Source organism: Yersinia fenwicki, assembly GCF_043099325.1.
GTDB lineage: Bacteria > Pseudomonadota > Gammaproteobacteria > Enterobacterales > Enterobacteriaceae > Yersinia.
In genome coordinates this window covers 3,694,137-3,707,671 of record NZ_CP170755.1, presented here as the reverse complement: position 1 = coordinate 3,707,671, position 13,535 = coordinate 3,694,137, and the positions used below count along the sequence as shown (strand labels likewise).

The following is a 13,535-nucleotide window of genomic DNA, read 5'->3' as shown; positions in this document are numbered from 1 at the left end:
ATCCTTGTTTATAGTCTGCGCTATACCTGTTGGCATAGATAACGTCATTAGTATGGGAGTGTCGTGTGTAATAGACAATCCGTATGGCTCCTAAAGTACAGATATTTATGTCAGCAGATGAGAAAATTGCTCACAGTGATAATCTGAGAGACATCGCTGGGAACCTTACTATCACGCCTATATATCATTATGGAACTTGTAATTACTTTTAGTCATTTCATAAGGACATAACCCCCCCCTATAGTCACCCTACGTATATGCTTATTATGTAATTGAAGGATGCTGTGGACTATCTACCTCTTTTTGCCGACTTGAAACAACGTCCGGTACTGGTCGTTGGTGGCGGTGAAGTTGCTGCGCGAAAAATTGACTTACTCCAGCGCGCGGGTGCACAGGTGCGGGTAGTGGCACAGACTCTCTCATCCGAACTCGAGCAACTTCATCAGGACGGTCGCATTCACTGGCTGGCATTAGACTTCTTACCCGAGCAGTTGAATGAGGTGTTTTTGGTGATTGCCGCCACCAATGATACAGCGCTGAATGCAGCAGTTTTCGCGGCAGCAGATAAACGGCATCTTCTGGCGAATGTGGTTGATGACCAACCCCGTTGTTCATTTATCTTCCCGTCAATTGTCGATCGATCTCCGCTGGTGGTGGCGATTTCCTCCGCCGGTCAGGCACCGGTACTGGCGCGTATATTGCGTGAGAAGTTGGAAGCCTTGTTACCCAGCAGCTTGGGCGATATGGCTGCTGTCGCCGGGCGTTGGCGCGGTCGGGTTAAACAGCACATTGCTTCAATGGGGGAACGCCGCCGCTTCTGGGAAAATGCTTTCAGTGGCCGTTTCGCCAGCTTGATCAGCCGTGGTCAGTTAGTACAGGCTGAAGAAGAGTTGCAATTATCATTGGAGGGGCAGAACCGCAATCAGGGAGAAGTCGCTTTGGTGGGGGCTGGCCCAGGTGATCCCGGTTTGTTGACCTTACGCGGTCTGCAAGTTATTCAGCAGGCTGATGTGGTGCTGTATGACCATTTAGTTAGCCCAGAAGTGCTGGATTTAGTTCGCCGTGATGCGCAACGTATTTGTGTTGGTAAGCGAGCGGGGTCGCACTCGGTAGCCCAAGAAGAAACCAATCAATTATTAGTCACCTTAGCGCAGCGCGGCAAACGAGTGGTTCGGCTAAAAGGGGGCGATCCTTTTATCTTTGGCCGTGGTGGCGAAGAGCTGCAAGTTGTGGCGCGTGCGGGAATACCCTTTCACATCGTGCCCGGGGTGACAGCCGCTAGCGGGGCGACAGCCTATGCGGGTATTCCTCTGACTCATCGTGACTACGCACAAAGCGTGACATTCATTACCGGGCATTGCCGCGCTGATAGTGATGATGTGGATTGGCAGGCGCTGGCCCGTGGCCGCCAGACGTTGGCGATTTACATGGGCACAGTGAAAGCGGCTGAAATCAGCCAACAATTAATCGCCCACGGCCGGGCCAGCACCACGCCAGTGGCAGTGATTGGTCGGGGCACTCGTGCTGATCAACAAGTCCTGACGGGCACATTGGCCGAGTTGGAGTCATTAGCACATCAGGCCCCAACACCCGTACTGTTGGTTATCGGCGAAGTGGTGGATTTACATCACCAAATTGCCTGGTTTGGGCAACAACCTCAGACTGAACAGGCCATCAGCCCATCAGTCGTGAATTTGGCATAAAGGATCTGTTATGGACGAAAAACGACTCACTCATTTGCGGCAATTGGAGGCGGAGAGTATCCATATCATCCGTGAAGTGGCCGCCGAATTCGGTAACCCGGTGATGCTCTATTCCATCGGTAAAGACTCTTCCGTGATGCTGCATTTAGCGCGTAAGGCATTCTTCCCCGGTAACTTGCCATTCCCATTATTGCATGTGGATACCGGCTGGAAATTCCGTGAAATGTATGAGTTCCGTGACCGTACGGCCAAAGCGTTTGGCTGTGAGTTGCTGGTGCACCGCAATCCGGAAGGGGTGGCTATGGGGATTAACCCATTTGTTCACGGCAGTGCCAAACACACCGATATCATGAAAACGGAAGGCCTTAAACAAGCGCTGAACAAATACGGCTTTGATGCCGCTTTTGGTGGTGCGCGGCGGGATGAAGAGAAATCTCGCGCCAAAGAACGTATCTATTCGTTTCGCGACCGTTTCCATCGCTGGGATCCGAAAAACCAACGCCCGGAGCTGTGGCATAACTACAACGGCCAGATTAACAAAGGTGAAAGTATCCGCGTTTTCCCGCTGTCTAACTGGACTGAGCTGGATATTTGGCAATATATCTTCCTGGAAAAAATCGACATTGTGCCGTTGTATTTGGCGAAACCACGGCCAGTGGTGGAGCGCGATGGGATGTTACTGATGGTGGACGACGATCGCATTGATTTGCAGCCGGGCGAAGTGATTACTCAGAAGATGGTGCGTTTTCGCACTTTAGGTTGCTGGCCACTGACCGGTGCGGTGGAGTCCGAGGCGCAAACCTTGCCAGCCATTATCGAAGAGATGCTTATCTCGACCACCAGCGAACGTCAGGGTCGTATGATCGACCGCGATCAATCCGGCTCCATGGAGCTTAAAAAGCGTCAGGGATATTTCTGAGGAGCGCCCGATGAACACCAAATTTCAAGGCCAATCAGTGGCAGAAAAACAGTCGATTTTAGACAGTAAATCAATGATTTTACAAAACACCTCCATCGCCCAGCAAATCGCTAACGAAGGTGGGGTGGAGGCTTACCTGCATGCCCAACAGCACAAAACCATGCTGCGTTTTTTGACTTGCGGCAGCGTGGATGATGGCAAAAGTACGCTAATTGGCCGTTTATTGCATGATACTCGCCAAATCTACGAAGATCAGCTCACTACGCTGCACACTGACAGCAAGCGTATTGGTACTCAAGGCGAAAAACTGGATCTGGCATTGTTGGTGGATGGCTTGCAGGCAGAGCGTGAGCAGGGCATTACTATTGATGTGGCTTATCGTTACTTCTCGACTGAACAGCGCAAATTTATCATTGCCGATACCCCTGGGCATGAGCAATACACGCGCAATATGGCGACCGGTGCTTCAACCTGTGATTTAGCCATTTTGCTGATAGATGCCCGTAAAGGGGTTTTGGACCAAACTCGCCGTCACAGCTTTATCGCCACATTACTGGGTATCCGCCACTTGGTGGTGGCCGTGAATAAGATGGATTTAGTCGATTATCAGGAAAGTGTTTTCGAGCAATTTAAACAAGATTACCTGAGTTTTGCCCAACAACTTCCCACTGATCTGGATATTAAATTTGTCCCGCTATCCGCGCTGGATGGCGACAATGTGGCCTCTCCCAGTGAGAAGATGAATTGGTATTCTGGCCCGACGCTGCTTGAAGTGCTGGAAACTGTTGATGTAGTTAATGCCAGTCGTCAGCAGCCGCTGCGTTTCCCAGTGCAATATGTTAACCGGCCAAATCTGGATTTTCGCGGTTATGCTGGCACCTTATCTGCCGGTATTGTGCGGGTTGGGCAAAAAATCAAAGTGTTGCCCTCAGGAGTGGAATCCACTGTCGCGCGCATTGTCACTTTTGATGGTGACTTAACTCAGGCTGGCCCTGGTGAAGCTATCACGCTGGTGCTGACCGATGAAGTAGATATCAGCCGTGGTGATTTATTGGTTGATGCCAGTGAAACCCTGAAAGCGGCGCAAAACGCGCTGGTTGATGTGGTATGGATGGCGGAACAGCCATTGGTGGCCGGGCAAAGTTATGACATCAAAATCGCCGGGAAAAAGACCCGTGCGCGAGTTGAAAATATTCAGTATCAGGTTGAAATCAACTCGCTGACCCAGCGGGTGGTTGAAAGCCTGCCACTGAATGGGATTGGTTTGGTTGAACTGGCGTTTGATGAGCCGCTGATGCTGGACAGCTATCAACGCAATCGCGATACCGGCGGTATGATCTTCATCGACAGGTTAAGTAATGTCACCGTGGGGGCTGGGTTGATCCGTGAAACAGTAGAGTCGGTTTATCAGGAAAATACTGAGTTCAGTATCTTTGAACTGGAGCTGAACGCGCTGGTTCGCCGCCACTTCCCACATTGGGGCGCGCGTGACCTGTTAGGGGGGAAATAACGTGCACGCCGATCAGACTAATTATGTGGGTATAAATGAGCGGGAAGGCGCACCAGTCGACGAAAATGTTGTCTGGCATCCTCATGCGGTGACCCGAGAAGATCGTGAGCAACAGCATGGGCATCAGGGTGTGGTGCTGTGGTTTACCGGTTTGTCTGGTTCCGGTAAATCTACGGTTGCCGGTGCGCTGGAGCAGGCACTGTTCGCTCGCGGTGTCAGCACTTACTTACTTGATGGCGACAACGTGCGCCACGGTTTATGTCGCGATTTAGGCTTTTCTGATGCTGACCGACGCGAGAATATTCGTCGGGTTGGGGAAGTGGCTAAATTGATGGTGGATGCCGGTCTGGTGGTGTTAACGGCGTTTATCTCTCCTCATCGGGCAGAGCGTAAAATGGTGCGGGATATGCTGGCATCAGGCCAGTTTATTGAGGTGTTTGTCGATACACCGTTGGCGATTTGCGAAGCGCGTGACCCGAAAGGATTGTATAAAAAAGCCCGTGCCGGTGAGCTAAAAAACTTCACTGGCATTGACTCTATTTACGAATTTCCTGAGCATCCCGATATTCATTTGCGGGGTGAACAATTAGTAACAAATTTGATTGAACAATTGTTAGACGTACTGCGTGGTCGAGCTATTATCAAATCCTGATATATACCCGTCATACTTCAAGCTGCATGTGCGTTGGCTGCTTTCGATCACCCGAATCACTTACTTGAGTAAGCTCATCGGGATTTGCTCAATTGCCGTCTTCCTGCAACTCGAATTATTTTGGGTATAGATACTTATAGCTGCTGGTAAAACGCCCTTAGAGTGTGCCGGTGGTAAACTGTACCCACAGGATTTCTATGCTGAATATCACCCAAATTACTATCGACGAACAACGGGAACGGGAGGAGCCGTCCTACTCCTTTCTCGGTGGCGTTACAGGCTTTGTCTTCTATTGGCTAGCGTTCGCGATCCCATTCGTTGTCTATGGCCCCAATACTGTCTTCTTCTTGCTCTACACTTGGCCGTTCTTTTTAGCCTTGATGCCGGTGTCAGTGTTGATAGGGATTACGCTGAGTATGCTATCGCGCGGGAATGTGCTCATTACTGTAGGTGGCGCTGGCATTGCCGTGGTGTGTTTATTCTGGATGCTGTTTTCATTTCTCACCGGCTGGTGAGTATTCAATTAGTGGGCTGTTTGGTTTGACCCAGTGACAGCCCGCTTCCATTTGTGACAAGTTTGTTCGGGTAGTGTTTATCCTTGCGCCGACAGCACTTTGCTAAGAAACGCCTGCGTACGCGGATTGCTTGGCGCAGTAAAGATCTCTTCCGGTTTGCCTTCTTCCTGAATTACGCCCTGATCAATAAACAGCACCCGGTCAGCGACATCACGGGCAAAGCCCATTTCATGCGTGACCACCACCATAGTCATTCCCTCCAGAGCCAATGCTTTCATCACTGCCAGCACTTCGCCCACCAGTTCCGGATCGAGTGCCGAGGTTGGCTCATCAAACAGCATGATTTCAGGCTCCATCGCCAAGGCTCTGGCGATGGCGACGCGCTGCTGTTGCCCACCTGACAGGCTGCTGGGATAGGCATCAATTTTGTCCAGCAAACCCACTTTACGCAGTAGCAATTCAGCCCGTTCGATAGCCTGCACACGTGGCAGTTTTTTGACATCCATGGGCGCCATAATCAGGTTTTCCAACACCGTCATATGAGGGAACAAATTGAAACGTTGGAATACCATGCCGACACTTTCGCGCATACGGTTGAGATCGGTTTTTGGGTTATGGATCTCAAAGCCATTCACCGTTATCTCGCCACCCGATAAGGTTTCCAGTGCATTAATACAGCGCAAAAAGGTGCTTTTACCTGAGCCAGAGGGGCCGATGATACAAACTACTTCTTTTGGCTGGATTTCACATGAAATACCGCGCAGCACATGGGTTTCGCCAAATTGTTTTTGTAGGTTATGTACGTGAATCACTTTTACCGAACCTCGTTTCCATATGCCGAACTAACAGCGAAAGTAAGAATGTGATAACCCAATACACTACGGAAATGACCAAGTAGGGTTCCCAATAAGTTGCATAGGCACCGGAGACAGTACGCGCGGCATAGGCTAAGTCAGCCAGTCCAATCGCGGATGCCAGCGATGAATCTTTCACAATAGCGATAGCATTGTTACCGAGCGGCGGTAACATGCGGCGAAAAGCCTGCGGCAGGATAACCTTGCGCATGGTTTTGCCATAACTCATCCCCAGTGAGCGGGAAGCTTCCATTTGACCGCGATCAATGGATTGAATCCCTGCACGGAAAATCTCGGAAACATAAGCCCCGGCGTTTAATGTGATAGCGACGATACAAGATAGAAATGCGCCATAATCAGAACGCAGCATTCGGGCAAAATCAGAGGACATAATGCCATTAGTGACCAGAATGCCATCCCGTGGATTGATAAACAGTGGCACCAGAGCAAAGTGCACCACCATTATCTGCACAAAGAGCGGTGTTCCACGAATGGCACTGATATAGATACGCACCGGCCATTGAACAAAGTAATACAGGATGGGCTTCCAGATACCATGAGGTGCCTGTGCTAACCGCCCCAGACCAAGAGTTAACCCCCAGGTGGTTCCCAGAATGACACAAATAATGGTGCACTTTATTGTCATCCAGGCGCCGTCCATAAACAGTGGGGCGTATTCCTGAATGATTTCCCAACGAAATCCCGACATAAGACAAACAACCTGGTCAGTGAAATAAAACGAGTGCCACCGCAGCTACTCGGTGGCTAAAATAAGACGATATTTATTTTGTAGGCAGGGTTGGAACCTGGGCATCAAACCATTTTTCGTAAATTTTGGCGTAAGTGCCGTCAGCGACGATTTTTTGCAGGCCACTGTTGATTTTGCTGCGTAATTCTTCGTTACCTTTCGCTACTGCGATGCCGAAATATTGGCGCTCAAACTTATCATCAGCCACCAGTTCAAAGGCTTTTTCCGGATGGGTTTTCAGATAGAACTTGGCAACGCCCACATCACCTACTGCTGCGGCGATACCGTCTTCATATAACTCTTGCAGCATCAGCGGGGTATTATCAAACCGCTTTATTGCTGTGCTGTTTTTCCCCAAAACATCGGATACCACGATATCCCCGGTGCTGGAATTCACGACGCCAACATTCAGGTTTTTCAATGCGGCAATAGAATCAACTTTGGAGTCTTTAGGAACAACAATAGTTTGTTCTGCTGGGAAGTAAGGGTCAGAGAAATCAACCATTTGCTTGCGTTTATCAGTAATAGTTATACCGGAAATAATGATATCGCGATCACCTGAGCCTAACGTGGCAAAAATACCTTCCCACGGCGTATTCACTAATTTGACCTGAAAACCTTCCGCTTTGCCGATAGCTTTAATGATATCGATATCAAAACCTTCCAGTTGTTTTTGGCTATTTTCATACTCGAATGGGCGATAAGTGCCACCGGAACCGACCACATAAGTCGGTTCGGCAGCAATCGCAGCGCCCGCAGACAAGACGGCAGCCAGACAAGTCCCGACTAACATTAAACGTTTAAGCATGTAAATCTCCCGGTTAAAAGCTAGAAATAAGTAAAAGTCTTATTTTTATTTATGCAATCTGATTGCATAAAAATAATCTTTTATAAACGTAAACTCAACTATGATAGGAGTTATTTATTTATGGCGATATTAAATGTGCATATTTAATCTATTCATTGGCACAAGCTAATAGCAAAATCAATTTTTACAGTGTTTATCTCTGGACAACGTTGCTAGTTTCTTAATCGATAATGGCAGCGAGAAAGTGTGCTGAAAATTAGCATTTAATGACATTTTGTCGATTTACGTGGTATTTTTGCCGAAAATCGTCCTTTGAGCCTATTTGATTAGACTCTTGATCTGTGCTTTGTGGCCTATTTCTGTCACACAGTGGAGTCCGACGAAAAGTTGTGGGATGATTAGGCCGTTTTTCGGGGGGCGGGAATGGGAAAACTTACGTTACTATTGCTGATTTTACTTGGCTGGCTACAGTATTCATTGTGGCTGGGCAAGAATGGTGTTCATGATTTTGTTCGGGTGAAGGATGACGTGGCGCTCCAAGAGGTCAATAACGGCAAACTTAAAGCCCGAAACGATCAGCTATTTGCTGAAATCGATGATTTAAACGGTGGTCAAGAGGCGATCGAAGAACGCGCACGTAACGAGCTGGGTATGATTAAACCCGGCGAAAGTTTCTATCGTCTGGTTCCTGACCAATCCAGACGCAATGCGAGTATCCCTTCGACACAAAATAACGCACAACAATAAATAATGAGTAATTTCGCAGTTTCCCTTCCTGAAGATATAGCGCCTGAAGTTATAGCGCCTAAAGTTATAGCGCCTAAAGTTATAGCGATAGTACCGGCGGCAGGCATTGGCAGCCGCATGCAGGCTGATTGCCCTAAACAGTATTTAATAGCGGGGGGCAAGACCATCATTGAGCATGCTATTTGTTCTTTGCTTGGTCATCCACGAATCCAGCGGATTATTGTTGTAATACACCCGCAGGACAAGCAATTCTCTCAGTTATCTATTGCCGATGATCCCCGTATCAGCATGGTTCACGGCGGTGACGCACGAGCTGATTCTGTCATGGCGGGTTTGCAGCAAGCTGGGCAAGCAGAGTGGGTATTAGTCCATGATGCGGCTCGTCCTTGTTTGCACCAAGGCGATCTTGAAAAGCTATTAGCGATTACACAACACAGTAAGGTCGGCGGCATTCTGGCAGCACCGGTTCGTGACACCATGAAACGGAGCGAGGCTGGAGTTCAAGCCATTGCCCATACTGTCGATCGCCAGGCGCTGTGGCATGCCCTTACACCGCAACTTTTCCCGCTTGAGTTATTAAAAATGTGCTTATCCCGTGCCTTAAACGACGGCGCAGTGGTCACCGATGAGGCTTCAGCTTTAGAGCATTGCGGCTATCATCCGCTATTGGTTTCGGGACGTTCGGATAATATTAAGGTGACGCGCCCAGAGGATCTGGCGCTGGCAGAGTTTTATTTAACCCAACGGCAATATCCAAAGTGATTGGAGTGCAATTAATGCGAATTGGTCATGGTTTCGATGTTCATAAATTTGGCGAAAATGGCAGTGGCCCGCTGATTATTGGTGGGGTGCGCATTGCTTACGAAAAGGGCTTGTTGGCACATTCTGATGGGGATGTCGCCTTGCATGCCGCCACCGACGCATTACTGGGTGCAGCGGCGCTAGGTGATATCGGTAAGTTATTCCCTGACACGGATCCGGCATTTAAAGGGGCTGACAGCCGCGCCTTATTACGTGAAGCATACCGCCGCATTCTGGCGAAAGGCTACCGGTTGGGTAATCTGGATATCACGATTATCGCTCAGGCACCGAAAATGGCCCCGCATATCCCGCAAATGCGCGTTCATTTGGCTGAAGATCTCCAATGTCATATGGATGACATCAACGTAAAAGCGACCACCACTGAACAGCTCGGTTTTACCGGCCGTGGTGAAGGCATTGCGTGTGAGGCGGTAGCGCTATTAATTAAAGTTGAACAGGCTTAAGGCATAACTGATGGATATGGACAATCTAACCTGGTTGCACGGCAAGCCCAAGGCGAGTGGCGTTTTAAAAGCCAACCCGGAAGATTTTGTGGTGGTTGAAGATCTGGGTTTTGAGCCGGACGGTGAAGGCGAGCATTTATTGGTTCGTATCCGCAAAAATGGCTGTAACACCCAATTTGTTGCTGATTATCTGGCGCGTTTCGCCAAGATCCACCCACGGCTGGTGAGCTACGCGGGCTTGAAAGATCGTCATGCTGTCACCGAGCAGTGGTTTTGTCTGCACTTACCGGGTAAAGAAGCGCCGGACCTTTCGACTTTCGAGCTGGAAGGCTGTGAAGTGCTGGAGTCTGTGCGGCAGAAAAGAAAGCTACGTATCGGTTCATTGAAGGGCAATGCTTTTACCTTAGTATTGCGCCATATAACAGGTAGTCAGGACGTAGAACAACGATTGCAACAGATAGCCGCGCATGGCGTACCTAACTATTTTGGTAGCCAGAGATTTGGTCGTGGTGGCAATAATCTGGTGCAGGCTCGCTTGTGGGCAAACAATGAAATTCGGGTGAAAGAGCGCAGTAAACGCAGCTTTTACTTATCCGCTAGCCGTAGTGCCATGTTCAACTTGATTAGCAGTAATCGTTTGGCTCAACAGCAAGCGAAGACGGTGTTGGAAGGCGATGCGTTACAGCTCTCGGGTCGCGGCAGTTGGTTTGTGGCCGCTCCTGATGAGTTGTCCTTGTTACAGCAGCGAGTTGATGCGGGCGAACTGAATATTACTGCACCATTGCCCGGTGATGGTGAACTGGGCACTCAAGGCGCCGCATTAGCTTTCGAGCAGGCATGTTTAGCGGATCAAACCGAGTTATTGGCACTGATTAAACGCGAACGTGTCGAAGGTGCACGCCGGGCTATTTTGCTTAAACCGCAGAATATGACGTGGAACTGGTGGGATGAGGTCACTTTAGAACTCAGCTTCTGGTTACCCGCTGGTAGTTTTGCTACCAGTGTGGTGCGCGAAATAATGAATCAGGATAATGCTGATGCTGCGGATATTGCTGAGTAACGATGATGGTATTACTGCGCCGGGCATACAGACGCTGGCTGCCGCATTGCGGGAGTTCGCGCAGGTACAAATCGTAGCACCCGATCGTAATCGCAGCGGCTCCTCTAATGCATTAACACTAGACAGCGCCTTGCGTATTACCACTTTATCGAATGGCGATATCGCCGTGCAGCAAGGTACACCAACAGATTGCGTCTATCTGGGGGTCAATGCATTAATGCGCCCGCGGCCAGATATTGTGGTTTCTGGTATTAATGCTGGCCCTAATCTTGGGGACGATGTTATCTACTCAGGTACGGTAGCCGCAGCGATGGAAGGACGGCATTTGGGGTTTCCTGCTTTAGCGGTTTCACTCAATGGGCATCAGCATTATGCGACGGCGGCAGCGGTCACTTGCCGTATATTGCGTGCGTTACAACATAAACCGTTGCGCACCGGCAAGATACTGAATATTAATGTACCTGACTTACCCTTATCTGAAATTAAAGGGATTCGAGTGACGCGTTGTGGTAGCCGTCATCCGGCAGAGCAGGTATTTTGTCAGCAAGACCCACGTGGGCAAGATCTCTATTGGATTGGTCCCCCTGGAGAGAAGTTTGATGTCGCGGAGGACACCGATTTTGCTGCTGTTGAGCAGGGTTATGTGTCTATCACGCCGTTGCAGGTTGATTTAACGGCCTATGGGGCTCAAGACGTGGTTGAAAACTGGTTAGCCAGCATGGCTGATTAGCCAATATGAGGTTGACGGGGAATGGTGAATAAACGCATGCAAACATTGTTGATGCAGTTACGTCAGCAAGGTATTCACGACGAGCGCTTGTTACAAGCACTCGAAGCGGTGCCGCGTGAGCGTTTTGTTGATGAGGCGTTATCCCATAAAGCGTATGAAAACACAGCCTTGCCTATAGGCTCTGGGCAAACTATTTCTCAGCCTTATATGGTGGCGCGCATGACGGAGTTGTTGCAATTGACTCCCACTTCACGCGTATTAGAGATAGGTACCGGATCGGGTTATCAGACCGCTATTTTGGCGCATTTAGTCGAACATGTATGCTCAGTTGAACGAATCAAAGGGTTACAGTGGCAGGCAAAACGTCGCCTGAAACAGCTGGATCTGCATAATGTCTCTACCCGCCATGGTGATGGCTGGTTAGGTTGGGCATCACGCGGGCCATTTGATGCGATCATTGTGACCGCCGCCCCACCAGAAATACCTAATGCTTTATTAGAGCAATTGGATGAGGGCGGGATATTGGTTCTGCCTGTGGGAGAACAGGCTCAAACATTGCAGTGTGTGCAGCGTCGTAACAATGAATTCAAGGTCGAGACAGTAGAAGCTGTTCGTTTTGTGCCTTTAGTTAAAGGGGAGTTGGCCTGAAAAAAGTTATTATTTCAGTCCTAACCGTTGACTAAAGTCGAAGTGTCAGACTGCTGACAAACCTCGATAACTCGATCTTGCAAGGTGAAGACAGGTAGAAGAGTAAAGCGTCCGCGCCAGAGATGGCGCGGCTCGAGCCTACAAGGATGTATTTACGGCGTCTTTACGATCTGCCTGTCATCACCGTTACGGGCACTGTGTCATTAACATCAGTGTGGTTTTTTTGTGCTAAAGATTGGACAAAAATCAGTAACATAAATTATATGGTATGGCAGAGGCGCTATTGATAGCATGCGCGCATCTCTATTGGATATATCGCTTAATATTGCTGTCATGGGGGAAGCATGAGCACGGGAAGCCCAATGATTACATTACGCCGGGTCGCGGCATGTACGGTTATGAGTTTATGGTTGGTTGGTTGTAGTAATGATAATACAACATCTGCACCCATCAGCAGTGTCGGTGATGATCGTTCCGGTGCCATGCTAAGTGGTTCGGACACCAATAGTGCGGGTGAACGCATCGTTTATAACCGTAGTTACGATAATATTCCCAAAGGAAGCTACAGCGGTAATACCTATACTGTTAAACGTGGTGACACACTATTTTATATTGCCTGGATAACGGGGAATGACTTCCGTGATCTGGCGGCAAAAAACAATATTGCTGAGCCTTATAGCCTGAATGTAGGGCAATCTATCCAGTTGGGTAATGGTTCTGGCGGTGGAATGTTAGCCGCGACGGATGCCACATCAGGTGGACTAACTAAACCGCCGTCAAATATTCAGAACACAACTACAACGGTTGATTCTCAATCAACTAGCGCGTATTCTGAAAACTCGGGTAAACAGAATGTTGGCAAAATGTTGCCATCGTCAGGGGCCGCTGTCGCTACAACCGCACCTGTTACCGCGCCAGGCAGTACAATCAGTGACCCTACCAGCAATGGTGGTCCAGTCAGTAGCTGGAAATGGCCAACTGAAGGTAAAACGATCGATAGTTTCTCTGCTTCCGAAGGGGGCAATAAAGGGATTGATATCGCCGGTTCTCGCGGGCAACCAATTTTCGCTACAGCAAATGGGCGAGTTGTGTATGCCGGGAACGCACTGCGTGGTTACGGTAATCTAATCATCATCAAACACAATGATGATTACCTGAGCGCCTACGCTCATAACGATACAATGCTGGTCCGGGAACAAGAAGAAGTGAAGGCGGGGCAAAAAATAGCAACCATGGGTAGCACCGGAACCAGTTCAGTAAGATTGCACTTTGAAATTCGTTACAAGGGGAAATCCGTAAACCCGCTGCGTTACCTTCCGCAGCGATAGATTGGGCAGAATACGCTGTATTCTGCTCGCCGGATTCACGGGTAGGAG

15 protein-coding genes are annotated in these 13,535 nt (G+C 49.1%); 12 read left to right on the top strand and 3 right to left on the bottom strand.

Translation table 11 applies throughout. The features are described from left to right. Nucleotides 1–284 precede the first annotated feature (284 nt). From cysG to ACF3VQ_RS16915, 5 genes are all read left to right on the top strand, one after another. A complete protein-coding gene (gene cysG / locus ACF3VQ_RS16935) occupies nucleotides 285–1,703 on the top strand; it encodes a siroheme synthase CysG (RefSeq protein ID WP_392432239.1) in 1,419 nt (472 codons plus the stop codon). Nucleotides 1,704–1,713: 10 nt separating this feature from the next. Beyond that, complete coding sequence (cysD, locus tag ACF3VQ_RS16930) at nucleotides 1,714–2,622, top strand: sulfate adenylyltransferase subunit CysD (RefSeq protein ID WP_019083933.1); 909 nt, start codon at nucleotides 1,714–1,716, stop codon at nucleotides 2,620–2,622. A 10-nt stretch (nucleotides 2,623–2,632) separates the two neighbouring features. Continuing rightward, nucleotides 2,633–4,132, top strand: a complete 1,500-nt coding sequence (gene cysN / locus ACF3VQ_RS16925) for a sulfate adenylyltransferase subunit CysN (protein ID WP_392432238.1) — start codon at nucleotides 2,633–2,635, stop codon at nucleotides 4,130–4,132. Between the two features lies 1 nt (nucleotide 4,133). Next, a complete protein-coding gene (gene cysC, locus ACF3VQ_RS16920; protein WP_392432237.1) occupies nucleotides 4,134–4,784 on the top strand; it encodes an adenylyl-sulfate kinase in 651 nt (216 codons plus the stop codon). 197 nt (nucleotides 4,785–4,981) lie between these two features. Next, a complete protein-coding gene (locus ACF3VQ_RS16915; protein ID WP_392432236.1) occupies nucleotides 4,982–5,299 on the top strand; it encodes a DUF3561 family protein in 318 nt (105 codons plus the stop codon). Between the two features lie 77 nt (nucleotides 5,300–5,376). Here the strand turns inward: ACF3VQ_RS16915 and ACF3VQ_RS16910 are convergent, their stop codons facing one another. From ACF3VQ_RS16910 to ACF3VQ_RS16900, 3 genes are all read right to left on the bottom strand, one after another. After that, nucleotides 5,377–6,111, bottom strand: a complete 735-nt coding sequence (locus ACF3VQ_RS16910) for an amino acid ABC transporter ATP-binding protein (protein WP_019080446.1) — start codon at nucleotides 6,109–6,111, stop codon at nucleotides 5,377–5,379. After that, nucleotides 6,095–6,862 (bottom strand): amino acid ABC transporter permease, encoded by a 768-nt coding sequence (locus ACF3VQ_RS16905; RefSeq protein ID WP_019080445.1) that lies wholly within the window; start codon nucleotides 6,860–6,862, stop codon nucleotides 6,095–6,097. Before ACF3VQ_RS16905 ends, ACF3VQ_RS16910 begins: the two co-directional genes overlap by 17 nt. Before the next feature lie 73 nt (nucleotides 6,863–6,935). Continuing rightward, nucleotides 6,936–7,709, bottom strand: coding sequence for a basic amino acid ABC transporter substrate-binding protein (locus tag ACF3VQ_RS16900; RefSeq protein WP_392432235.1), 774 nt, complete (start codon nucleotides 7,707–7,709; stop codon nucleotides 6,936–6,938). A gap of 423 nt (nucleotides 7,710–8,132) precedes the next feature. On the opposite strand from ACF3VQ_RS16900, the gene ftsB reads away from it, so the two are divergent. The 7 genes from ftsB to nlpD all read left to right on the top strand — a co-directional run bounded on the left by ftsB (nucleotide 8,133) and on the right by nlpD (nucleotide 13,487). Next, nucleotides 8,133–8,456: a cell division protein FtsB gene (ftsB, locus tag ACF3VQ_RS16895; RefSeq protein WP_005167289.1), complete on the top strand. Its 324-nt coding sequence runs from the start codon at nucleotides 8,133–8,135 to the stop codon at nucleotides 8,454–8,456. A gap of 3 nt (nucleotides 8,457–8,459) precedes the next feature. Further along, nucleotides 8,460–9,218: a 2-C-methyl-D-erythritol 4-phosphate cytidylyltransferase gene (gene ispD / locus ACF3VQ_RS16890; protein ID WP_392432234.1), complete on the top strand. Its 759-nt coding sequence runs from the start codon at nucleotides 8,460–8,462 to the stop codon at nucleotides 9,216–9,218. A gap of 14 nt (nucleotides 9,219–9,232) precedes the next feature. Next, nucleotides 9,233–9,721: a 2-C-methyl-D-erythritol 2,4-cyclodiphosphate synthase gene (ispF, locus tag ACF3VQ_RS16885; RefSeq protein ID WP_392432233.1), complete on the top strand. Its 489-nt coding sequence runs from the start codon at nucleotides 9,233–9,235 to the stop codon at nucleotides 9,719–9,721. Nucleotides 9,722–9,731: 10 nt separating this feature from the next. After that, nucleotides 9,732–10,781: a tRNA pseudouridine(13) synthase TruD gene (gene truD, locus ACF3VQ_RS16880; RefSeq protein WP_392432232.1), complete on the top strand. Its 1,050-nt coding sequence runs from the start codon at nucleotides 9,732–9,734 to the stop codon at nucleotides 10,779–10,781. Beyond that, nucleotides 10,759–11,511 (top strand): 5'/3'-nucleotidase SurE, encoded by a 753-nt coding sequence (surE, locus tag ACF3VQ_RS16875; RefSeq protein ID WP_050157224.1) that lies wholly within the window; start codon nucleotides 10,759–10,761, stop codon nucleotides 11,509–11,511. Before truD ends, surE begins: the two co-directional genes overlap by 23 nt. A 21-nt stretch (nucleotides 11,512–11,532) precedes the next feature. Then, a complete protein-coding gene (locus ACF3VQ_RS16870; RefSeq protein WP_392432231.1) occupies nucleotides 11,533–12,159 on the top strand; it encodes a protein-L-isoaspartate(D-aspartate) O-methyltransferase in 627 nt (208 codons plus the stop codon). Between the two features lie 362 nt (nucleotides 12,160–12,521). Continuing rightward, the gene (gene nlpD / locus ACF3VQ_RS16865) at nucleotides 12,522–13,487 is read left to right on the top strand and encodes a murein hydrolase activator NlpD (protein WP_392435660.1); all 966 of its coding nucleotides are present in this window, start codon (nucleotides 12,522–12,524) and stop codon (nucleotides 13,485–13,487) included. Nucleotides 13,488–13,535: the final 48 nt, after the last annotated feature.

Bases quoted from the DNA above. Each gene is read 5' to 3' on its own strand.
- cysD (WP_019083933.1), top strand. From the start codon at position 1,714: ATGGACGAAAAACGACTCACTCATTTGCGGCAATTGGAGGCGGAGAGT.
- cysN (WP_392432238.1), top strand. From the start codon at position 2,633: ATGAACACCAAATTTCAAGGCCAATCAGTGGCAGAAAAACAGTCGATT.
- ACF3VQ_RS16915 (WP_392432236.1), top strand. From the start codon at position 4,982: ATGCTGAATATCACCCAAATTACTATCGACGAACAACGGGAACGGGAG.
- ACF3VQ_RS16905 (WP_019080445.1), bottom strand. From the start codon at position 6,862: ATGTCGGGATTTCGTTGGGAAATCATTCAGGAATACGCCCCACTGTTT.
- ACF3VQ_RS16900 (WP_392432235.1), bottom strand. From the start codon at position 7,709: ATGCTTAAACGTTTAATGTTAGTCGGGACTTGTCTGGCTGCCGTCTTG.
- ftsB (WP_005167289.1), top strand. From the start codon at position 8,133: ATGGGAAAACTTACGTTACTATTGCTGATTTTACTTGGCTGGCTACAG.
- ispD (WP_392432234.1), top strand. From the start codon at position 8,460: ATGAGTAATTTCGCAGTTTCCCTTCCTGAAGATATAGCGCCTGAAGTT.
- ispF (WP_392432233.1), top strand. From the start codon at position 9,233: ATGCGAATTGGTCATGGTTTCGATGTTCATAAATTTGGCGAAAATGGC.
- truD (WP_392432232.1), top strand. From the start codon at position 9,732: ATGGATATGGACAATCTAACCTGGTTGCACGGCAAGCCCAAGGCGAGT.
- surE (WP_050157224.1), top strand. From the start codon at position 10,759: ATGCTGCGGATATTGCTGAGTAACGATGATGGTATTACTGCGCCGGGC.
- ACF3VQ_RS16870 (WP_392432231.1), top strand. From the start codon at position 11,533: ATGGTGAATAAACGCATGCAAACATTGTTGATGCAGTTACGTCAGCAA.
- nlpD (WP_392435660.1), top strand. From the start codon at position 12,522: ATGATTACATTACGCCGGGTCGCGGCATGTACGGTTATGAGTTTATGG.